The organism is Mesorhizobium sp. ESP-6-2 (genome assembly GCF_020164675.1).
Classification (GTDB): Bacteria; Pseudomonadota; Alphaproteobacteria; order Rhizobiales; family Rhizobiaceae; genus Mesorhizobium.
This window is the reverse complement of record NZ_JAIUGT010000003.1, coordinates 146,550-167,087: the sequence shown is the minus strand read 5'-3', so window position 1 is coordinate 167,087 and position 20,538 is coordinate 146,550. Positions and strand designations below refer to the sequence as shown.

At 63.4% G+C, this 20,538-nt stretch carries 25 protein-coding genes; 9 read left to right on the top strand and 16 right to left on the bottom strand.

Translation table 11 applies throughout. The features are described 5' to 3' along the window. Positions 1 to 120: 120 nt before the first annotated feature. The 5 genes from grxD to LB532_RS10320 all read right to left on the bottom strand — a co-directional run bounded on the left by grxD (position 121) and on the right by LB532_RS10320 (position 5,515). The gene (grxD, locus tag LB532_RS10340; RefSeq protein WP_013532137.1) at positions 121 to 456 is read right to left on the bottom strand and encodes a Grx4 family monothiol glutaredoxin; all 336 of its coding nucleotides are present in this window, start codon (positions 454 to 456) and stop codon (positions 121 to 123) included. Positions 457 to 714: 258 nt separating this feature from the next. Beyond that, a complete protein-coding gene (locus tag LB532_RS10335) occupies positions 715 to 948 on the bottom strand; it encodes a BolA/IbaG family iron-sulfur metabolism protein (RefSeq protein WP_140637899.1) in 234 nt (77 codons plus the stop codon). A 124-nt stretch (positions 949 to 1,072) separates the two neighbouring features. Then, positions 1,073 to 1,645 (bottom strand): hypothetical protein, encoded by a 573-nt coding sequence (locus tag LB532_RS10330; RefSeq protein ID WP_140637900.1) that lies wholly within the window; start codon positions 1,643 to 1,645, stop codon positions 1,073 to 1,075. A gap of 7 nt (positions 1,646 to 1,652) precedes the next feature. Beyond that, complete coding sequence (gene purL / locus LB532_RS10325; protein ID WP_140637901.1) at positions 1,653 to 3,884, bottom strand: phosphoribosylformylglycinamidine synthase subunit PurL; 2,232 nt, start codon at positions 3,882 to 3,884, stop codon at positions 1,653 to 1,655. Positions 3,885 to 4,108: 224 nt separating this feature from the next. After that, complete coding sequence (locus LB532_RS10320; protein ID WP_140637902.1) at positions 4,109 to 5,515, bottom strand: PLP-dependent aminotransferase family protein; 1,407 nt, start codon at positions 5,513 to 5,515, stop codon at positions 4,109 to 4,111. Here LB532_RS10320 and LB532_RS10315 point away from each other — a divergent pair. Further along, entirely contained in the window at positions 5,514 to 5,855 is a 342-nt protein-coding gene (locus LB532_RS10315; protein WP_411908875.1) for a DUF1127 domain-containing protein, read from the top strand. The genes LB532_RS10320 and LB532_RS10315 overlap by 2 nt on opposite strands. Positions 5,856 to 5,904: 49 nt before the next feature. Here LB532_RS10315 and LB532_RS10310 read toward each other — a convergent pair whose 3' ends face one another. From LB532_RS10310 to purC, 5 genes are all read right to left on the bottom strand, one after another. After that, a complete protein-coding gene (locus LB532_RS10310) occupies positions 5,905 to 6,561 on the bottom strand; it encodes a Pr6Pr family membrane protein (protein WP_140637903.1) in 657 nt (218 codons plus the stop codon). Between the two features lies 1 nt (position 6,562). Further along, positions 6,563 to 6,973, bottom strand: a complete 411-nt coding sequence (locus tag LB532_RS10305) for a hypothetical protein (RefSeq protein WP_140637904.1) — start codon at positions 6,971 to 6,973, stop codon at positions 6,563 to 6,565. Between the two features lie 40 nt (positions 6,974 to 7,013). Next, positions 7,014 to 7,682 (bottom strand): phosphoribosylformylglycinamidine synthase subunit PurQ, encoded by a 669-nt coding sequence (gene purQ, locus LB532_RS10300; RefSeq protein WP_140637905.1) that lies wholly within the window; start codon positions 7,680 to 7,682, stop codon positions 7,014 to 7,016. A gap of 125 nt (positions 7,683 to 7,807) precedes the next feature. Continuing rightward, complete coding sequence (gene purS / locus LB532_RS10295) at positions 7,808 to 8,047, bottom strand: phosphoribosylformylglycinamidine synthase subunit PurS (RefSeq protein WP_140517697.1); 240 nt, start codon at positions 8,045 to 8,047, stop codon at positions 7,808 to 7,810. 68 nt (positions 8,048 to 8,115) lie between these two features. Next, on the bottom strand, positions 8,116 to 8,910 hold the full coding sequence (gene purC, locus LB532_RS10290) for a phosphoribosylaminoimidazolesuccinocarboxamide synthase (protein WP_127282327.1): 795 nt from the start codon (positions 8,908 to 8,910) through the stop codon (positions 8,116 to 8,118). A 275-nt stretch (positions 8,911 to 9,185) separates the two neighbouring features. Here purC and LB532_RS10285 point away from each other — a divergent pair, with 275 nt between their 5' ends. Continuing rightward, positions 9,186 to 9,506: a DUF1476 domain-containing protein gene (locus LB532_RS10285; protein ID WP_140493820.1), complete on the top strand. Its 321-nt coding sequence runs from the start codon at positions 9,186 to 9,188 to the stop codon at positions 9,504 to 9,506. A 166-nt stretch (positions 9,507 to 9,672) separates the two neighbouring features. Continuing rightward, positions 9,673 to 10,446 (top strand): HpcH/HpaI aldolase family protein, encoded by a 774-nt coding sequence (locus LB532_RS10280; protein ID WP_140637906.1) that lies wholly within the window; start codon positions 9,673 to 9,675, stop codon positions 10,444 to 10,446. Positions 10,447 to 10,473: 27 nt separating this feature from the next. On the opposite strand, the gene LB532_RS10275 is transcribed toward LB532_RS10280, so the two are convergent. After that, on the bottom strand, positions 10,474 to 11,028 hold the full coding sequence (locus LB532_RS10275) for an RBBP9/YdeN family alpha/beta hydrolase (RefSeq protein WP_140637907.1): 555 nt from the start codon (positions 11,026 to 11,028) through the stop codon (positions 10,474 to 10,476). A gap of 243 nt (positions 11,029 to 11,271) precedes the next feature. Between LB532_RS10275 and LB532_RS10270 the strand changes: the two genes are divergently transcribed. Beyond that, complete coding sequence (locus LB532_RS10270; protein ID WP_140637908.1) at positions 11,272 to 12,084, top strand: VOC family protein; 813 nt, start codon at positions 11,272 to 11,274, stop codon at positions 12,082 to 12,084. A 60-nt stretch (positions 12,085 to 12,144) separates the two neighbouring features. Here the strand turns inward: LB532_RS10270 and purB are convergent, their stop codons facing one another. The 3 genes from purB to LB532_RS10255 are packed head-to-tail and all read right to left on the bottom strand — an operon-like array spanning position 12,145 to position 14,758. After that, the gene (gene purB, locus LB532_RS10265; RefSeq protein WP_140637909.1) at positions 12,145 to 13,452 is read right to left on the bottom strand and encodes an adenylosuccinate lyase; all 1,308 of its coding nucleotides are present in this window, start codon (positions 13,450 to 13,452) and stop codon (positions 12,145 to 12,147) included. 59 nt (positions 13,453 to 13,511) lie between these two features. Continuing rightward, the gene (locus tag LB532_RS10260; protein ID WP_224556758.1) at positions 13,512 to 14,036 is read right to left on the bottom strand and encodes a hypothetical protein; all 525 of its coding nucleotides are present in this window, start codon (positions 14,034 to 14,036) and stop codon (positions 13,512 to 13,514) included. Then, positions 14,033 to 14,758: a DUF2259 domain-containing protein gene (locus tag LB532_RS10255; protein ID WP_140637911.1), complete on the bottom strand. Its 726-nt coding sequence runs from the start codon at positions 14,756 to 14,758 to the stop codon at positions 14,033 to 14,035. The genes LB532_RS10260 and LB532_RS10255 overlap by 4 nt, the downstream gene beginning before the upstream one ends. A 139-nt stretch (positions 14,759 to 14,897) precedes the next feature. On the opposite strand from LB532_RS10255, the gene LB532_RS10250 reads away from it, so the two are divergent. Continuing rightward, positions 14,898 to 15,152, top strand: a complete 255-nt coding sequence (locus LB532_RS10250; RefSeq protein WP_140637912.1) for a DUF2171 domain-containing protein — start codon at positions 14,898 to 14,900, stop codon at positions 15,150 to 15,152. Positions 15,153 to 15,163: 11 nt separating this feature from the next. Here the strand turns inward: LB532_RS10250 and LB532_RS10245 are convergent, their stop codons facing one another. Continuing rightward, entirely contained in the window at positions 15,164 to 16,183 is a 1,020-nt protein-coding gene (locus tag LB532_RS10245; protein ID WP_140637913.1) for a P1 family peptidase, read from the bottom strand. Beyond that, on the bottom strand, positions 16,183 to 17,253 hold the full coding sequence (locus tag LB532_RS10240; protein WP_140637914.1) for a branched-chain amino acid ABC transporter substrate-binding protein: 1,071 nt from the start codon (positions 17,251 to 17,253) through the stop codon (positions 16,183 to 16,185). The genes LB532_RS10245 and LB532_RS10240 overlap by 1 nt, the downstream gene beginning before the upstream one ends. A 180-nt stretch (positions 17,254 to 17,433) precedes the next feature. On the opposite strand from LB532_RS10240, the gene LB532_RS10235 reads away from it, so the two are divergent. From LB532_RS10235 to LB532_RS10220, 4 genes are read left to right on the top strand one after another with little or no spacing between them, the layout of a single operon-like run. Then, on the top strand, positions 17,434 to 17,961 hold the full coding sequence (locus LB532_RS10235; RefSeq protein ID WP_140637915.1) for a flavin reductase: 528 nt from the start codon (positions 17,434 to 17,436) through the stop codon (positions 17,959 to 17,961). Then, positions 17,958 to 18,887 (top strand): AAA family ATPase, encoded by a 930-nt coding sequence (locus tag LB532_RS10230; protein ID WP_140493800.1) that lies wholly within the window; start codon positions 17,958 to 17,960, stop codon positions 18,885 to 18,887. The genes LB532_RS10235 and LB532_RS10230 overlap by 4 nt, the downstream gene beginning before the upstream one ends. 10 nt (positions 18,888 to 18,897) lie before the next feature. After that, entirely contained in the window at positions 18,898 to 20,142 is a 1,245-nt protein-coding gene (locus tag LB532_RS10225) for a vWA domain-containing protein (RefSeq protein ID WP_140638305.1), read from the top strand. A 57-nt stretch (positions 20,143 to 20,199) separates the two neighbouring features. Next, complete coding sequence (locus tag LB532_RS10220; RefSeq protein WP_140548880.1) at positions 20,200 to 20,538, top strand: XdhC family protein; 339 nt, start codon at positions 20,200 to 20,202, stop codon at positions 20,536 to 20,538.

Sequence of the window (20,538 nt, the reverse complement as noted above, 5' to 3'; positions counted from 1 at the left end):
GAAAACGCGCCGGTAGCCCGGCGCATTGGCTCGTCCTGGTCCGGGTCCCGGACGCAAAATTGCCGAGGCGGGGCTGCCCCGGTGCTCAGGGCATGTCGGCAGCGACATGCCCAACCGAAATCAGGCGGCGCCTTTGACGCTCACGCCCTTCTCGACAAGGAATGTCTGCAACTCGCCCGCCTGGAACATTTCGCGCACGATATCGCAGCCGCCGACGAACTCGCCCTTGACATAGAGCTGAGGGATCGTCGGCCAGTTGGAGTACTCCTTGATGCCCTGGCGCAGTTCGGCCGAGTCCAGCACGTTCACGCCTTTGTAGTCGGCGCCGATATAGTCGAGGATCTGGACAACCTGGCCGGAAAATCCGCACTGCGGGAAACCGGGCGTGCCCTTCATGAAAAGCACGACGTCGTTGCCCTTCACCTCGTTGTCGATGTAGTCGTTGATACCGCTCATGGAATATCCTTTCCCGCCTGTGGGAGTCAGGCTCGAAGCTTTTCCTTCAGATAAACCCATAGGTTGCCCGAAACAAGACTTTAGCCGCGCCGTGGCCTGAATGGCGCAAAAGATGCGGCGTTTTGGGCCAAGCGACTCTGGATGCCGTATCCCGTAAACAGTCACTCGGGCCGGCTTGGTCGCGAGCTCCGGCACAATAGACGCTGCCGATCGGGACATCGCGGCTGCTGGTCCTCCGCCCCTCTCTGTGGAAATGCCTTAATCCGGCACGCTCGTCTGCAGTGCCAGCGCGTGCAGCACGCCGCCCATATTGCCCTTCAGCGCGTCATAGACCATCTGGTGCTGCTGCACCCGGCTTTTTCCGCGAAAGCTCTCAGCCACGACTTCGGCCGCATAGTGATCGCCGTCGCCGGCAAGGTCACGGATGGTCACCTTGGCATCCGGGATGCCCTCCTTGATCAGTTTTTCGATGTCGCGGGCATCCATTGCCATGGCAAGTTCCTGTTTTTCGGGCGGGCTGCGGCATGGCTGCCCGTGCGATGAGAGTCGGGATGAACCTAAAGCCTTTCCGGCCGGGATTGAAGCCGTTCCGTCCAACCCCCAGCGCGATTGTGGCTTACGACGCGTTCTCGCTCTGACCGCCGGCGTCGTCTGCCGGGTCGTCCTCGGGCGTCGAGAAGGTACGCCCAAGGCTGAAGGTCAGCACATAGAGGGGAAGGTTGATCGCCAGGTTGGCAATCGGCAGGTAGGCGGTCATCCGCCAGGCGGGCGAGAAGAACGGCTGGCCATAACCATCGCAGACCAGCGAGGAGCCATACTCCCACAGCGCCCCCAATGCGGCCGCGACGGCGAAAAGTTTGATGCAGGTGAAGATGTGCCTTGTCCGTGCCCGGTCCGGCAGAAGCCGGCTCCAAAGCACCAGGCAGACAAGCGGAACTGCATAGAAAAGGTTTTGCAGGCCAAGCATCGGAAGCGTGTCGTTGGCCGCGGCGAGGAACTCCGCGCGTGTTTCCAACCGGGCGCAGATCTCGCTCGAGGTCGTCGACAGCAGGAAAAAGACGAACGGGCCGAGGCACCAGAAGAAGAACAACGATGGCCAGAAGACGACTGCAAGCAGTGCCCGGGCGGCCCGTTTCCTGCGATTGAGCACGATCTTTTCCGAAAACCGGTGTCCACTTTTCGGGATCATGCTCTGGTCAAATGGCCTGATCCATGAAGCGCGGGAACCAGCCTTCGTGCGCGGCGGTCAATTCGCCGAGCGGGATCGCCCGTGCCTCGCCGAGTTTCAGCGTGTCGCCGCCGGTCGAGCCGATCCAGGGCGCGAAAATGCCGAGTTCGCTTTGCCGTTTGCGGATCGCATCCCAGTCCTCACTGTCTGGATCGATCGACAGAGTGAGGAGATAGCGGCCCTGGTCCTCGCCGAACCAGACCGGGATAGGATCGGTGCCGGCCAGCCCGGGGACGGTCGCGCCGATGCCCGATGCCATCGCCATCTCAGCCAAAGCCACGGCGATGCCTCCGTCGGAGACGTCGTGCGCCGCCGTGACGATGCCCGATGCGATCAGCGAACGCACATGGTCGCCGACGCGCTTCTCATGCTCGAGGTCGACCGGGGGCGGCGGACCGTCGGAGCGGCCATGGATGTCTCTGAAATAGACGGACTGGCCGAGATGTGTGCCCCAGGAGGCGGGTGCACCGACCAGCAGGATCATCTGGCCTTGCGCCGCGAAGCCGGCCCGCACCATCTTCGACCAGTCGGCGATCAGCCCGACCCCGCCGATGGTCGGCGTCGGCAGGATGCCCTGGCCATTGGTTTCGTTGTAGAGCGAGACATTGCCGGAAACGATCGGGAAGCCGAGCGCGCGGCACGCATCGCCAATGCCCTTCACCGCGCCGACCAGCTGACCCATGATCTCCGGCCGCTCCGGATTGCCGAAATTGAGATTGTCGGTGGCGGCCAGCGGCAGCGCGCCGGTGGCGGTCAGGTTGCGCCAGCATTCGGCCACGGCCTGTTTGCCGCCTTCATAGGGATCGGCCTCGCAATAGCGTGGCGTCACGTCCGACGAGAAGGCCAGCGCTTTTGTCGGATGGCCTTCGACCCGCACCACGCCGGCATCGCCCCCGGGAAGCTGCAGCGAATTGCCCTGGATCAGCGTGTCGTACTGTTCCCACACCCAGCGGCGCGACGACAGGTCAGGCCCGCCGAGCAGTTTCAGCAGCGCGTCGGCGACATCGGCCTGCGGAACGTCATTGGCCGCAAGTGGCGCCGGCTTCTTCGGCTCGACCCACGGACGGTCATATTCCGGCGCCTTGTCGCCGAGATCCTTGATCGGCAGGTCGGCGACCTGGTCGCCTTGATGCAGAACGCGGAAGCGCAGATCGTCGGTCGTCTTGCCGACAATGGCGAAGTCGAGTCCCCATTTGTGGAAGATCGCCTCGGCCTCCTTTTCCTTTTCGGGGCGCAGCACCATCAGCATGCGCTCCTGGCTTTCCGACAGCATCATCTCGTAGGCGCTCATACGCTCCTCGCGCACCGGCACCTTGTCGAGGTCGAGCTCGATGCCGAGATCGCCCTTGGCGCCCATCTCGACCGCCGAGCAGGTAAGGCCGGCAGCACCCATGTCCTGGATGGCGATGACCGCACCGGACGCCATCAGCTCGAGACAGGCTTCAAGCAGGCACTTTTCGGTGAAAGGATCGCCGACCTGCACGGTCGGGCGCTTCTCGTCGATCTTGTCGTCGAATTCGGCCGAGGCCATGGTGGCGCCGCCGACGCCGTCGCGACCGGTCTTGGCGCCGAGATAGACGACCGGCAGGCCGACGCCCTTGGCCTCCGACAGGAAGATCGCGTCCGTCTTGGCAAGACCCGCGGCAAAAGCGTTGACCAGGATATTGCCGTTGTAGCGGGCGTCGAAATTGACCTCGCCGCCGACCGTCGGCACGCCGAAGGAATTGCCGTAGCCGCCGACGCCGGAAACCACTCCCGCCACGAGGTGCCTTGTTTTGGGATGATCGGGAGCACCGAAGCGCAAGGCGTTCATCGCCGCGATCGGCCGCGCGCCCATGGTGAAGACGTCGCGCAATATGCCGCCGACGCCTGTCGCCGCCCCTTGGTAGGGTTCGATAAACGAGGGGTGGTTGTGGCTCTCCATCTTGAAGACGACGCAGTCGCCGTCGCCGATATCGACCACGCCGGCATTCTCGCCGGGCCCCTGGATGACCCGCGGGCCGGTCGTCGGCAGCGTGCGTAGCCATTTCTTCGAGGATTTATACGAGCAATGCTCGTTCCACATTGCCGAGAAGATGCCAAGTTCGGTGAAGCTCGGCTCGCGCCCGACAAGCTCCAGGATGCGCTGGTATTCGTCTGGCTTCAGCCCGTGCGCGGCAATGAGCTCGGGCGTGATCGGCACGGAATTGGAAATGGTCATGGGCGGCGGTTTTTATCCGTGGGAGCTTGGGATTTTGAGTCTCCTCTTATCGCAAGCTTTGCGGCCGATACACCCCATGGACCGACGAAAAATGGCTGAAATCCGGAGAAAGCCGCTACGCCATTGAAAGCGCTTCGCGCGGGGGCGGCTTCAAGAGATGCGCCTTGGTCTTGTCTGGAGGCATGTCGTTGCGCTGGGCCGCCGGTGCTCCAAGGCGATGCGGATCACGAAAAACTGTCGTAGCCGGCGCGGCCTTCATCGAGGAGCCGTCGGATCGCCGCGACGCCATCCGCGATATCCTTGCGCTGTCTCGGCTGCGAAACGCCAAAACGCACAGCGTGGAAGACCCGCTCGGAACGGCCCGCCTTGAACTCATCTTCGTCGTCAATCAGCACGCCGTGCTCAAGGCAGGCTTTCTTGAACGTGCCGGAAAGCCAGGGGTCGGGCAAGGTCAGCCAGACGAAGGGTATATTGTCTTGCGACTTGAATTCGAAGCCGGTCAATGTCTCGCGCACGATGGCAATGCGGGCGGCGATCTCGGCGATGCTGCGTTTGCGTATGTCCGCGGCCTGGCCCGACAGCACCAGCCGGGCATTCACTTCGGCCAGCAGGAAGGGCATGCCGCCGGTCATCATCTTGTGGGCGACGCGGATGCGATGGCGGTAAGCGGGCGGGCAGGAGAGCCAGCCGCCGCGAACGCCGGCTGCGACCGACTTCGACAGGCCGCCTGCGACGATGGTGCGCTCGGGTGCATAGTCGGCCAGCATTGGCGTCGGATCTTCGGTCAGGCCGCCGTAAAGATCGTCCTCGATAATGACGACATTGTATTCACGCGCGATCCGCGCGATTGCCTCACGTCGCGCTGCCGGCAGGATCGCCAGCGTCGGGTTCTGGACCGTCGGCATCAGGAAGATCATCTTCGGATGCTTTTGCGCGCACACGCGCTCGAAATCGTTGGGATCGAGACCTTGATGGTCCGATGCCACCAGCGCCGTGCGACGACCGATCAGGCCGGCGCTGCGCGAAATCTGCGAATAGGTCAGGTGCTCGAAGGCGACGTAATCGCCGGGCGTGGTCAATGCCGCGATGGCCGCCATGACAGCGGCATGCGTGCCGAGGGTCGGCACGATCGTATCGGCGCTCGGTCGAAACGAGTTGCGCGACAGCCAGCTGGCGCCGGCTTCGTACCAACGCTCGGGAAAATCCCGCGTGTAGCTCGAAATCTCATGCGCGTGATCCAAAGCCGTGCGCGACAGCACTTCGGTGACGATGGCGCCCTGGCCGACATCGGGCGCCGCCGTGCTGTCGAAGCGCAGCTTGCCGCGCGGCGCATCGATGTCGCGCGTGCCTTGCGCGTCCGGCGCTATGAAGTCGGGCCTCGAGTTCTGCCGGCCGAGGACATAGGTGCCGCGCCCGACCTCGCCGCTGACCAGCCCGCGCTCGCGCAGCAATTGATAGGCCCTGCCGACCGTGCCGACGGTTGCACCGATGTCATAGGCGAGATCCCTCTGCGGTGGCAGCTTGGTCCCGGCGTCGATCACGCCGCGGTCGATATCTGACTCAATGCTGTCAGCAAGGCGCTGATAAAGCGGGCCGGAGCTGGCCGTGAGGTCGGGAAGCCAATTTGTCATGGTGACAATTTTGTATATTGCGTCGAACGGTGAGTCAATTCACATGCAAAGTGTGGAAGAAAAGAGTGCAATTTGCAGCTTTGGTAGAGCGAAAATGGATACAATCGAGACAATCAGCCAGGCAGGCGCAGGATTGTTCGCCGCGCGACCTGTGGGCCGCGGCGGCTTTGTCAGCCGCATCGTGCGTATGGTCAAATCGCTAGGGCGCTGGATCGACGGCCTGCTGGAGCGCAGGCGCAGCCGGCTTGCCTTGCTGGACATGACCGATGATCAGTTGAAGGACATCGGCATTTCCCGCTGCGACGCCCATCGCGAAGGGATCAGGCCATTCTGGGATTGAACAGGCGCGATGCTGCGTTCAATCGGCCAATGTTCAGCCCGGCCAGCGTTCAATCCTGCTTGCGTAGCCGCACGGCTGGCGCCCTGATCCGCGATAGGCCGTGGTCGGCAAGCACGGCGCCAACGCATAGCGCCAGGAAAAGGGCGGTGATGGCCAGCGAGGCGATGGCGACGCTGGCGATGCCGTTCCTGGCGACATCGAGGAAGGGGTAGGGCACTTCGCCTGTTATGGACGCCCGTGCCAGCGCATAGGCCAGATAGGCGAGCGGATAGAGCATCCACCAGGAAACGTCTCGCCATCGCGTCTTGCCGTCGGCACCGGCGGCCAGCCACCACAGCACGAACAGTGCAGGCGTCACATAGTGCAGCAGCACGTCGCATAGCAGGAACAGGCCCTGCGGCTGCCAGAGGCGTGCCAGCACGGTGGCGTAGACCATGAAGACCACGGTGATGGCGACGGCGACGCCTGCCCGCATCCGCGCTCCGGCAAAGGCCGGAAACCAGGCATGGCCGGCGGGCGACAGCAGCGACGCATGGACGAGCACCGCGCCGATATTGGTCAGGATGGTGAAGAAGCTGAAGTAGAAGACGACGGAACCGAATAGGCCGCGGCCCGCTTCCATCGAGGCCGGAACGGTGATCGAGAACTGCAGGAAAAGACCGGCCAGCCCTGCGACCAGACCCGCGACCTGCAGCAGCCGGCCCATCCTACGCGGCGGCGGCGCAGGCCGGATTGCCGGCCTGCCAGCGGGCGATGTCGGAGCCAATGCGCGCGCCGAGGGGCTCGGCCATCAGCGGACCGAACACGTCGACACGGCTCGAATTGCCTTGCGCCTGCACCACCAGCAGCGGCTTGCCGCCATAATGCTTGGCGGGCACCAGCAGGAAGCGCGGCGTGCCGCTGAACGAATTCAGCTCATTGGCCATCTGGTAGGATTTGAAGGCCGGGTCCTTGCTGGCGATCCAGCAGTTATGCGCCGATATCGCCACCTGTTCCATGGCCAGCAGGGCCGCGCTCTTGCCGGAAGGCGGCGGCGCGCTTTTCGGGCCCGACTGGCAGGAGGCCAGCGCAATACCGGTGGCAGCCAGGAGAGCAAAGCGAGCAATCGTCAGTCTCATGGTCAGGCCGCCCCAGGTTCTGAAAGAATTTCGGAAAATATCAGGCGGCGATGCCGAGCGCGCCTTCGAACAGCGCCCGCCCGTCATTGCCGCCATGTGCCGTTTCGATCAGGTTCTCGGGATGCGGCATCAGGCCGAGCACGTTGCCCTGGCTGCTGATGATGCCAGCGATGTCGTTGATCGAGCCGTTGGGATTGGTGCCGTCCGCATAACGGAACACCACCTGGCCTTCGCCTTCGAGGCGCGCAAGCGTCTCGGCATCGGCGAAGTAGTTGCCGTCGTGATGCGCTACCGGCGAGCGGATGATCTGGCCCGGCTGGTAGCGGCGGGTGAACATGGTGTTGGCATTGGCGATCTCGAGCTTCACCTGCCGGCAGACGAATTTGAGCGAGGAGTTGCGCATGAGCGCTCCCGGCAGCAGGCCGGCCTCGACCAGGATCTGGAAACCGTTGCAGACCCCGATGACCATGACGCCCCTGGCCGCCTTTTCAGCGACCGCCCGCATCACCGGCATGCGCGCCGCGATCGCGCCGCAGCGCAGGTAGTCGCCGAAGGAGAAGCCGCCGGGAATGGCGATCAGGTCGACGTCCGGGATTTCGGTGTCGGTTTGCCAGACCGTGGCTGGCGCCTTGCCGGAAATCTTGGTCAGCGCCGCGATCATATCGCGGTCGCGGTTAAGGCCAGGCAGGAGGACGACGGCTGATTTCATTTTGGTTCGTAAGGCCTCTGAGTTTCGGCAAATTCGCGCAAATCGAGACGGCGGTCTATGCGTTCTTCAGCAACTCGCACATCAACTCATTCGTGACTTCGGGCATCCGTGCCTCCGGCACAACCTCAGGTAAGCGTTACGCTATAATTCTCAATCACCGTATTCGCCAGCAGTCTGTCGCACATGGCTTTCAGGTCGGCCTCGGCCTTGGCCTTGTCGGTCCCGGCGAGCTCGACGTCGAACACCTTGCCCTGCCGCACCGAGCCGATGCCGTCAAAACCTAGCCCCGACAGCGCATGCTCGATCGCCTTGCCTTGCGGGTCCAGCACGCCGTTTTTGAGGGTTACGGTGATACGGGCTTTCATCGATGCTCCTGAATGATCGGTATCGGCCTGCGCCGGACCTGCCGTTGCCGGCAAGCCGTTGCGGGCAATTAGTGCTTCATGCCCTTCGGCGGTTCGCTGGACGCGACGAGCACCGGTCCGGTTGGGCGCGGCGGCTCGTTCTCGTTCATGATGCCGAGGCGGCGGGCGACTTCCTGGTAGGCTTCCACGAGGCCGCCCATGTCGCGGCGGAAACGGTCCTTGTCGAGCTTGTCCTGCGTCGCCACGTCCCACAGCCGGCAGGAATCGGGCGAAATCTCGTCGGCGACGACGATGCGCATCATATCGCCCTCGAACAGGCGCCCGCATTCGATCTTGAAATCGACGAGTTGGATGCCGACGCCCATGAACAGGCCGGACAGGAAGTCGTTGACGCGGATGGCCAGCGCCATGACGTCGTCGATTTCCTGCGGGCTCGCCCAGCCGAAGGCAGTGATGTGCTCTTCAGAGACCATCGGGTCGTCGAGCGCATCGGCCTTGTAATAGAATTCGATGATCGAGCGGGGCAGGACCGTGCCTTCCTCGATGCCAAGGCGCTTGGACAGCGAACCGGCGGCGACATTGCGAACCACCACTTCGAGCGGGATGATCTCGACCTCCTTGATCAGCTGCTCGCGCATGTTGAGCCGGCGGATGAAGTGGGTCGGAATACCCATACGGTTGAGATGATTGAAGATGTGCTCGGAAATGCGATTGTTAAGCACGCCCTTGCCATCGACGACTTCGTGTTTTTTCTTGTTGAAGGCGGTGGCGTCATCCTTGAAGAACTGGATCAGCGTCCCGGGCTCTGGGCCTTCATAAAGTATCTTGGCCTTGCCTTCATAAATGCGGCGGCGATTTTTCATTTGATTTTTCTCTGGATTTGCGGGCAGGCGGCAAGCGACCAGTTCCTGTCCGTCTGCCTAAATTAGTGTGGCGACGGGGGCGTTCAATGCCGGTGTCTATCGTAATCGCCTTGTTTGCTCAATCGGCAAATCCTTTCAATCAACTGCTTTCGGGACCGAAATGCCGCAGCGCAGCAAGCCACGAAGCGTATTGACCGGCCGCCAGCCTTTTGGTTTGTGCTTCGCCATCACATATTCATCAATGCCAGCGAATCGATTTCCATCGGAGGGACGCCATGAGCAACATGAAGGATCGCGAAGAGGGTTTTGAGCGCAAATTCGTGTTCGACGAGGAGCTTCGGTTCAAGGCGTCGGCGCGCCGCAACAAGGCTCTCGGCCTTTGGGCCGCGGAAAAGCTCGGGAAATCCGGCGCCGAGGCCGATGCCTACGCCAAGGAAGTGGTTGTTTCCGATATCGAGGAAGCCGGCGATCACGACGTCTTCCGCAAGATCCGTAAGGATTTCGACGCTGCCGGCGTCAGCCAGTCGGACCATCAGATCCGCCGCACCATGGACGAATTGATGGCGCAGGCGATCGAGCAGATCAAGAACACCTGATCCAGCCGAAGCAGGTTCCGCGAAAGTGTCCCACAATTTTGCGACAGAACCTGCGGCAAATAAGAGAACGACTGGACCAATCGACCGCCCGGCCCAGCCGGGCGTTTTTCTTTGCGTTTCCCGTCGTTTCCAGCTGAAACTGCGCTCCTTAGCGAGGAAAGAGCCGATGTCCCTGAAATCCCGCCTTGCGGCCGATGAAACGCTGGTCACCGCATGGTCAGGCGTGCCGGACGCGCTGACCGTCGAAATCCTTGCCAGGCAGGGCTTCGATGCGGTCACGCTCGACATGCAGCATGGCGGCCATCATGAAGACAGCGTGTTGCGCGGCCTGGCGCCCGTGCTTGCCACCGGCAAGCCGGCATTGGTGCGTATTCCCGTCGGCCGTTTCGACATGGCCAGCCGGGCGCTCGATTTCGGCGCCGAGGCGGTGATCGCGCCGATGGTCAACTCGGTGGCGGATGCAAAACTGTTCGCTGCGGCGATGAAATACCCGCCGGTGGGCGAGCGCTCCTGGGGCCCGACCTATGCCTTCCCACGCCATGGCAAGGGTGATCATGCCGAATGGCTGCGCGACAGCAACCAGCGCACCATGGCCTTCGCCATGGTCGAGACGCGGGCGGCGCTCGATGCGCTGGACGGCATCCTCGACACACCCGGTATCGACGGCATTTTCCTGGGGCCATCGGACTTCTCGATTGCCTGGTCGAACGGCGCGACCGTCAATTCGACGCTCGAAAGCATGATGGAAACGGTGGGTTCGATCGCCGAGCGTACCCGCAAGGCCGGCAAACATGCGGCGATCTACGTCATCGAACCGGCCATCGCCGGCCGCGTCGTGGCGATGGGTTACCGGCTGCTGGCCACAGGGTCCGAGCACTCGCTGATTTCGCTGGGGGCGAAGGCGCTTTTGAGGGGCATCAAGGATTCGATCGGCGCCTGATTGAGAGCAATGATCCGGTGGGGGTCGTCAGGCCTTCAGTTCGGTCAGGAATTTGGCGAAGGTCATCGAACCTTCCGGCCAGGGGCCAAAGCCTGAATCAGCGTTGAGGTGACCCGCTTCACCGGCGTCGATGAACAGAGATCCCCACGCGCCGGCAATGTCCTCGGCGACCTCGAAGCCACAGAACGGATCGTTGCGGCTGGCAATCACCATGGACGGAAAGGGCAGCGGCTCGCGCGAGTAGGGGCCGAAGGTCATCAGGTGCCTTGGCCGTATCTCCGGATTGGCGACATCGGGCGGCGCCACGAAGAACGCGCCGGCGACCGGCTTGCGGAACTGCGGGATGGCTTGCACCGCCGCGGCAACGCCCAGCGAATGCGCGACGAGGACGACGGGCCTCTCGGCCTCGTTGACCGCACTGGCCACGCTAGCCGTCCAGTCCTCGCGCACCGGCTTAGACCATTCCGCCTGCTCGACGCGCCGCGCAGTCGACAGCTTCGACTGCCAGCGGGTCTGCCAGTGCTCGGGTCCGGAGTTGGTGTAGCCCGGGATGATGAGAATATCTGCGTCTCTGACCTTCATGGCGCTGAGATAGCGAGCGTGATTGCCTCATGCAACCGTCGATGGACGCGCTCCTGCTTGCAACGGTGAACACCATGTTCGCTTTTCGCTGTCTTGTGTGAACGATCACGATCCCGATTTATCGTCGGGAAAGAAACCGCCGTGAAGGACCGCATTTGGGCGCTGACACGACGTACAATGATCGCCGGCGCCGGGCTCCTGACCTCTGGGTTTATGCCAAGCGTCGCCGCAACGGAGACAATGATGAGCGAACTGCCCTTTGCCGCCACCACGCCGGTGAGCGTTGCCCGGGTCGGGCTGAAGGCGCGCGACGCCGAAGGCCTTGCCGCCTACTATCGCGCTGTTGTCGGCTTGCAGGAATTGAGCCGCGCCGATGGCGCGATCACGCTGGGCGCCGCTAACCGTCCGCTGTTGGTGCTGGAGCCGGATGCGTCGGCCACGCCTGACGATCCGCGCAGCGCCGGCCTGTTCCACACGGCTTTCCTGCTGCCCAGCCGTGCCGATCTCGGCCGCTGGATCAACCACGCCATATCAGACAAGATTGCCATAGAGGGCGCTTCGGACCATCTGGTCAGCGAAGCGCTGTACCTCACCGATCCCGAGGGCAACGGGATCGAGATCTATGCCGATCGCCGTCCGCAGGACTGGACGTGGAACGGCGACAAGATCGCGATGGCGACCGAGCGGCTGAACATTCCTTCGGTCGTCGCCGAAGTGCCGGCTGGCGATGCGGGCTGGCAGGGAGCGCCTGAAAACAGCATTGTCGGCCACGTCCACCTGCGCGTCGGCCGGCCGGAAGAGGCGGAAGCCTGGTGGAACCAGGAATTCGGCTTCGACACGGTGGCGAAGTATGGCGGCCAGGCTGTGTTCCTGTCGTCAGGCCACTACCATCATCATATAGGCGCCAATGCGTGGCAGAGCGCCGGCGCCGGCCGCCGCGATCCGGCCCGGTCGGGCCTTGCCTGGGTCGAGATGCGTTCCGACAACGTGACCAATGAAACGACCCGCGAAGATCCGTGGGGCACGGTGATCAGGACCATTCCCGGCAAAGCGTGATCGGCAGTTACGTCCTACGGTACCTTCTCTTCGTATAGCGACGGGGAGAAGGAAGGCCCCTCACGCCTCTCCAAAAACTCGCCGGAAGATCGTGTCGACATGCTTGGTGTGATAGCCCAGGTCGAATTTCTCGCGGATCTCGGCTTCCGGCAAGGCGGCGGTGACGTCCTTGTCGGCCAGTAGTTCTTCAAGAAAATCAGCGCCTTGCTCCCACACCTTCATGGCATTGCGCTGCACCAGCCGGTACGCATCCTCGCGAGAGACACCGGCTTGCGTCAATGCCAGCAGCACGCGCTGTGAATGCACCAGGCCGCGGAACTTGTTCATGTTCTTCAGCATGTTGTCGGGATAGACGAGCAGTTTGTCGATGACGCTGGTCAGTCGCGCCAGCGCGAAATCCAGCGTCACCGTCGCATCCGGCCCGATCATGCGCTCGACGGAGGAATGCGAGATGTCGCGCTCGTGCCAGAGCGCCACATTCTCCATCGCCGGCAGCGCGAAGGAGCGCACCATGCGGGCAAGGCCGGTGAGGTTCTCGGTCAGCACGGGGTTGCGCTTGTGCGGCATCGCCGACGAACCTTTCTGGCCAGGCGAAAAATACTCTTCGGCTTCCAGCACCTCGGTGCGCTGCAGATGCCGGATCTCGATCGCCAGCCGCTCCACCGACGATGCGATGACGCCGAGCGTGGCGAAGAACATGGCATGGCGGTCGCGCGGGATCACCTGCGTCGATACCGGCTCCGGCTTCAACCCGAGCTTTGCCGCGACATGCTCTTCGACATAAGGCTCGATATTGGCGAAGGTGCCGACCGCTCCCGAAATGGCGCAGGTGGCTATGTCCTCGCGAGCGTGCACGAGCCGCTCGCGGCAGCGCGAAAATTCGGCATAGGCTTGCGCCAGCTTGACGCCGAAAGTGGTCGGCTCGGCATGGATGCCGTGGCTGCGGCCGATGGTGACGGTATCCTTGTGCTCGAAAGCGCGGCGCTTCAGCGCCGCAAGCAGCGCATCGATGTCGGCCAGCAGCATGTCGCTGGCACGGGTGAGCTGCACCGCGAAACACGTGTCGAGAACGTCCGAGGATGTCATGCCCTGATGGATGAAGCGGGCATCGGGTCCGACGAATTCGGCGAGATGGGTGAGAAAAGCGATGACGTCGTGCTTGGTGACGCGCTCGATCTCGTCGATCGCATCGACGTCGAACTTCGCGGCATTGCCTTTTTCCCAGATGGTCTTCGCCGCCTGTTTCGGGATGACGCCGAGTTCGGCCAGCGCGTCGCAGGCATGGGCCTCGATCTCGAACCAGATGCGGAACCGGGTTTCGGGCGACCATATGGCCACCATTTCCGGCCGGGAGTAGCGAGGGATCATCGGTCAGTCCTGACGTGTCGAGAAATTTGCCCGCGTCCTAACAGAGGCGGACAAAATGCTCAACGCCGCCACCGCGCAAACCAGAGGCTGGCGGTAAACAAGGCGACGAAGCCGAGCGGAAAATAGAGCCGGACGCCCAGCACCGCGAACTGGTAGAGCGCCACCGCCATCGTGAAGATGAACTGAAGCCCCCAGGTGAGGGTGAAGGTGGGTGCATGCCATTCGGCATAGTAGGACCGGTACTGCAAGGCATACAGCCCGGCGGTCAGGCCGATTGTCGCGGCGGCGAGACCCACGAATGCGGCCGCGAAGGCGACTTCCCGGCTCCTTCCGAGCGAGACCAGCCGTGCCGCGAACAGGCCAACAGGAAAGGCCAGAGCGCCGCCGCCTGCAAACAGCAGCGTCACGGTGCGGATTTTATCTGGCGTCACCCAGCTTTCCAGCAACAGGTTGAGGAGCGCGCTGGCGCCCATCGTGGCGGCCCACAGCACAGCGCCGAGCAGCGCCGTGCGCAGCTCCGGTATGGCGCCGCGGAGGCGGCCCAGGGCGCGGAGACGCCTGGCGGGTTGGACAAGCGGTGTCACAGGCGACCGGTCACCGCGATCCAGCGATAATCCGGCCCTTCGAAGCCATATTGGCGCACCGCGATCAGCACCGCATAGGCGCTGAGACTGTCCATCGAAAAGGTCTGCACGGCTCCGATGCGGTAGCCGTTCGGGCAACCCCGGCTCTTGGGGATCGATTTGTCCTCGTGCAGCAGCTTCGTCGCGCCGCCGGCTTGCGCCTCGACGCGCAGCAGCCGAAAGCCGTTGATCTCACCCTGGCTCTCGCAGCCCTTAGTCTCGTTCATGCCGATCTCGTCCAGCCGGAACTCGAGCGGCTGGTCGACCGGCGAGAAGATCGGACGCGGATTGACCGCCATCCGATGCGGGTCGGCGGACAGCTCCGTTACCGGGTTGAAGCCCGCGGTAATGCCCTTGTTCGCGGCCAACTCCGTCTGGCTGACGACCGCTTCGCCCTTCTCGCGGGCCTGAACGCGAGCCGCCGCCAATGTGGCGTTCTCGTCGTCGAGCCGGATGCGGATAGGCGTTCCCTTGAGAAAGCGGTCGTTGCTGGTGTCGATATAATAGCGATTGGCGTAGGGAAATCCCGATCCATCCTGCACGCCATACTCCTCGAACGCGAAGACGCCGCCGTCCTTGGTGAAGCCCAGGATTTCAAGCTCGGCGACATCCCCGGCCCGGGCGGCGACGAGCGCGCAAAACTGCGCAAGCAGGCAAACGGCAAACAGAAGACGGTTTTGCATAGGGTTTTCCGCCGGGCCAACGATATCGCCATTCCCTATCACGGCAAGACGCCGGCGTCGCGCTGTCCGATAAAGCAGGCGCCATGCATCCAATCGCGGCCTCGTTTGTTATTGTCGGCAGTCCCAATGGAGAACCACCATGACCGACACCAGCAAAATTCGTGAGCATATGGAAGTGATCGGTGCCGATGGCGTTCATGTCGGCACCGTCGACAAGGTCGAGGGGCAGCGGATCAAGCTGACCAAGTCCGACAGCGGCATGGGCTCGCATAAGGGGCACCACCATTTCATTCCCCTGAGTCTTGTCGCGGAGGTCGAGGGAAAGAAGGTCTGGCTGTCGGCGAATTCCGACGTCGCGGTCACTTTCGAGGAAGAAAAGTCCGACCCCACCTGATCGCCTGTAAGTCAGCGCGACGACCAGACCGGAAACAGATCGCCCTCGGCGGGCGTGGCGGCGAAAACGCCGCGAGTGATGGCGCGCGCCATCGTGGCGCCTGCCGCGGCATAAAGGTCGATTGCCGCGTCGGCTTCGAGCCGGATACCGCTCCTGCCGGTCGCCAGCGCGAAGACCAGATCGCCATCGGCCGGCGTGTGCGTCGGCCATATGGCCCGCACGAAACCGTCATGCGCCGACATGGCCAGGCGCTTTGCGGCGGACTTGGTGAGAACGGCGTCGGTGGCGATGACGGCGATGGTGGTGTTGCCGCCGGCATCCGCCTTGCCCGTGAAGGCCTTGTCGCGAAACTTCAAAAGAATTCTTTTGGCGTCGTCCGGCATCGGCGAGGGATAGCCAAGCCCGCCAAACTCGTCGCCGATCTCGAACGGAGCCGCCCAGAAATGGCGGCTTCGGCTAATGGTCACCGAGCCGGTCGGATTGACCGCCGCCAGCGCGCCGATGGTGATGCCATTGTCAAGCAGCGTCGAAGCCGAGCCGAGGCCGCCCTTGAGGCCCGAAATCAGGGCGCCGGTACCGGCGCCCGCCGTTCCGATCTGGAAATCGGCGGCGGCATTTTGCGCTGCCTCGTAGCCGAGGTCGCGGTAGGGCGGATAACGGCCCCAGTCCTTGTCGCCCCCATTGCGCAGGTCGAACAGGATCGCCGCCGGAACGATCGGCACGCGAAAGCCTCCCACCTCAACGCCGATGCCGCGCTCGCGCAGTGCCGCCTGCACGCCGGATGCGGCGTCGAGACCGAAGGCCGAACCGCCTGAAAGCACCAGGGCATGGACCACCTCGACCAAATTGTGCGGCTCCAGCAGGTCGGTCTCGCGGGTCCCCGGCGCGCCGCCCAGGATCTGCACGCCGGCCACCGCCGGTTCGTCGCAAAGAATCGTCGTCACGCCGGATTTCAGCCTGGCATCGGAGGCATTGCCGACGCTGAGACCGGCGACGTCTGTGATCAGGTTGCGCGGGCCGGTGCGAAACATCAGTTGCTTTCCAGCGGTACGAAGCGGGCGCCATCGAAACGGAAGACGCGGTACGGAGTCCGGCTGAGGTCGCCCTTGGCATCAAAGCGCACCGGCCCAATCGCCGTGGTGAAATCATGTTGGATGAGGGCCTCGGCAAGCGGCCTGCCGGAGCTTGCCGCTTCCGCCATGGCCGCCTTGGCGGTTTCTACCGCCGCATAGGCCGGCAGCGTGTAGCCGTCCGGCACGATGTTTTGCGCGGCAAACGCCTCGAGCACCTTGGGATCGGCGACATCGGCCCATTCGGGGGGAGCGATCATCAGCGTTCCCGTGGCATAGGGCACTGCGCCGGGCGGCGTGCGCAGGTTCTCACCGCCGGCGAATACGATGCCGGCGTTGAGTTGCGCGGCGTCGCGACCCATGATGGCGATGTCGTCGCCGTCGCCACCGGCAAAGACATGGGTCGCGCCCGCCTTCTTCAGCCGGCCAACCAGACCGATCTGGTTGTCGAGCTGCGGCCGGAACGTATCGACGAACACCGGTTTCAGCGCCGCCTGTTCGGCCGCCGCCCGCAACGTCTCGGCGATCTCACGGCCATAGATAGTGCCGTCATCGATGACGGCGAACAGTTCATTCTGCCAAAGCCGTGTGAGGGTGGCGGCGACGGCGTTGCGCTCGTCGTCGCCCCTCGGTCCGAGCCGGTAGACCGGCCAGCCGGTCTTGGGACGGCGGTCCGTCAGGCTTTCGGTTCGCACGCCAACAGTGATGACAGGGATGCCTGCGTCCTTCAGGATCGGCATCGCCGCCTCGATCGCTTCCGTACAGAGAAATCCAACCACCACATTGACCTTCGCGGCCGCGAATTCCCGGGCTGCCGCGGCACCCCCCTCGGCCGTGCAGGCATCGTCGATGGTCTTGAGCTCGATGCCGTTCACCTGGGCCATCTCGGCGCCCGCCTCGATCTGCCTGCCGAGGATCGCCGAGGATCCGGAGAGCGGCGCGGCAACGCCGACAAGCAGCGTCTGGGCGCTGGCGGCGCCGGTCAGCAGCAGCCAGGCCAGCGCGGCAGATATCGTTCCCCCGGGTCGCATCCTGTCGAAGACTTCCTCCAAGCGAGCCCGGATGGTCCCGGCGCCACTCCCGCCAAGACCTAAAGGCTGCCCGGTCTTGGCGCAACACGCGAATTTCGGGATATGGGCCAAGCACTTCGCTTGTGGCATGTCATATCTAGCCATATATAGCGGTAGGGTTCAGGCTATGGAAAATCTCCGGTGTTGAAGAAGAACGACATAGGACCGCAGGCCTATCGCGACGCGATGAGCCATTTTGCCGGTCACGTCCATCTGGTGACTACCGACGGGCCGGCCGGCAAGCGTGGCGCGACGGTCATCGCCGCCTGTTCGGTTTCCGATACGCCGCCGACCATTTTGGTCTGCCTGAACCGTGAAAATCCCAAGAACGAGCCGTTCGTGAAAAACGGCAGGTTTGCCTTGAACACGCTTGCCTCGCACCAGGAGCCGCTGTCGGTAGGCTTTTCCGGCATGACCGGCCTGCCGGTCGAGGAACGTTTCGCGCTCGGCGAGTGGGATGTGATCTCCACCGGCGCGCCGACGTTGAAGGGCGCGCTGGCGGTGTTCGACTGCGAACTGATCGACACCAAGGACCTGGCCACCCATCGTGTGCTTTTTGGCAAGGTGACAGGCCTGCGCATGGGCGATAATTTGCGGCCGCTGATCTATCACGCCCGCGGCTACCACATTCTGGAAAGCGGGGCAGAGGCGTCCACGGAGAAGGAATGACCGAGCTAAAACCGCGCCCCGTGCCGCGGACGATCGACGAGACGCTCGATCTTCTGACCGGCGCGGACTATGTGGCGGACCGGTCGTTGGCCACCGTGCTTTTTCTGTCGCTGCGCATGAAGCGGCCGCTGTTCCTCGAGGGCGAGGCCGGCGTGGGCAAAACCGAGATCGCCAAGGTGCTTGCCGAGGCGCTCGGCCGCCGGCTGATCCGTCTGCAATGCTATGAGGGTCTCGACGTCTCGTCTGCCGTCTATGAGTGGAATTATGCCGCGCAGATGATCGAGATCCGCATGGAGGAGGCAGCCGGCAAAGTTGACCGGTCCGACATGGAGCGCAATGTTTTCTCGGAAAAATACCTGATACGCCGTCCGGTGCTCGATGCGCTGACCGGCAAGGCCGGCGCCGCCCCGGTTTTCCTGATTGACGAGCTCGACCGTACCGACGAGGCGTTCGAGGCGTTCCTGCTCGAGATCCTTTCTGATTTCCAGGTGACGGTGCCCGAACTCGGCACGATCAGGGCGGAGGAGCCGCCGATCGTCATCATCACCACCAACCGCACCCGCGAAATCCATGACGCGCTGAAGCGGCGCTGCCTCTATCACTGGGTCGATTATCCCAGCGCCGAGCGGGAGTTGGAGATCGTGCGCCGCAAGGTGCCGCAGGCGAACAGCCGGCTTTCGGCCGAGGTGGTCTCCTTCATCCAGAAGCTGCGCCAGATCGAATTGTTCAAGATGCCGGGCGTTGCCGAGACCATCGACTGGGCCGGCGCGCTGACCGAACTCGACAAGGTCGCGCTCGACCCGGAAACCGTCTCCGACACGATCGGCGTGCTGCTGAAATACCAGGACGACATTGCCCGCATCGGCGAGGGTGAAGGCCGGCGTATCCTCGACGAGGTGAAGGCCGAGCTTTCGGCGGCGGAGTAGGGTCATGGTCATGCCTCGCGCGGAACCCAAGGAGGTGGCTGTCGACGGCCACATCGCCGACAACATCGTCTATTTCGCCCGTGTCTTGCGCAAATCAGGAATGCGCGTCGGGCCGGCCTCGGTCAAGGATGCCATCGAGGCGGTACTTGCCGCCGGCATAGGCTTGCGCGACGATTTCTACTGGACGCTGCATGCCGTGCTGGTGTCGCGGCATGAGGACCATGCCATCTTTGACGAAGCCTTCCGGCTATTCTGGAAGTCGCGTGAACTGATCGAAAAGATGCTGGCGATGCTTTCGCCGGTGGCGCCCGATACCAGGGAGAAGCAGAAGCCACGCGCGGCCGAAAGCCGTGTCAGCCAGGCCATGTTCGAAGGCCACAGCAGGAACCAGCCGGCGCAGGAAATCCCCGAGATCGAGGTCGACGCGCGCTTTACTTTCTCCGGCAACGAGGTGCTGAGGGCCAAGGATTTCGCTCAGATGAATGCCGCCGAGATGGCCGACGCCAGGAAAGCGATCGCCGAACTGCGGTTGCCCTTCGACATGGTGCGGACGCGCCGTTTCAAGGCGGATGCGCACGGTCGCCGCATCGATCCGCGTGCCATGATGCGCTCGGCCGCACGTACCGGCGGCGAACTGATCCTGCCGAAATTCCGCTCGCCCCGCGAAGTGTATCCGCCGCTGGTCGTGCTTGCCGACATTTCCGGTTCGATGAGCCAGTACACGCGCATCTTCCTGCATTTCCTGCATGCTCTGACGGAAAAGCGCCGGCGGGTGCACACTTTCGTTTTCGGCACCAGGCTCACCAATCTGAGCCGACAGATGCGCCATCGCGATCCCGACGCCGCCCTGGCCGACTGTTCCGCGGCGGTCAAGGACTGGTCGGGCGGCACGCGCATCGGCGACACACTGGCCGAGTTCAACCTGATGTGGTCGCGTCGCGTGCTGGGACAGGGCGCGGTGGTGCTTTTGATCACCGACGGGCTGGAGCGAGACGAGGTCGACGGCCTGTCGGAGGAAATGGAGCGTCTGCACAAATCCTGCCGGCGGCTGATCTGGCTGAACCCCTTGCTGCGCTTCGACGGTTTCCAGGCGCGCGCCCGCGGCGTCAGGGCGATGCTGCCGCATGTCGATGAATTCCGTGCCGTGCACAATCTCGACGCGCTCGCCGATCTCTGCGCTTCGCTGGACCGGAAGCCTGGATATGCCGTCGATCCGCGGCGATGGATGGAGAGTGGCGCGAGGCGCGCCGCGTAGCCATATGCTGCTGAAGACACATATTTCCGGGAAAAACAGACCCTGAGAGAAGCAACGATGAGCGACAGCATTTATCTCGACGAGGCCCGCGACCCGCTGATCATCGCGGAAGGCTGGATGAAGGACGGCAAGGATGTCGCCATCGCGACCGTCGTCGAGACCTGGGGTTCCGCGCCACGCCCGGCCGGCAGCCATCTGGTCATCGACGCCGACGGCAATTTCCACGGCTCGGTTTCGGGCGGCTGTGTCGAAGGCGCCGTGGTCACGGAGGCCATGGACGTCATCGGCACCGGCAAGCCCAGAATGCTGGAATTCGGCGTCGCCGACGAGACCGCCTGGCAGGTGGGCCTTTCCTGCGGCGGCCGCATCAAAGTTTATGTGGAAAGGCTAGGCTGA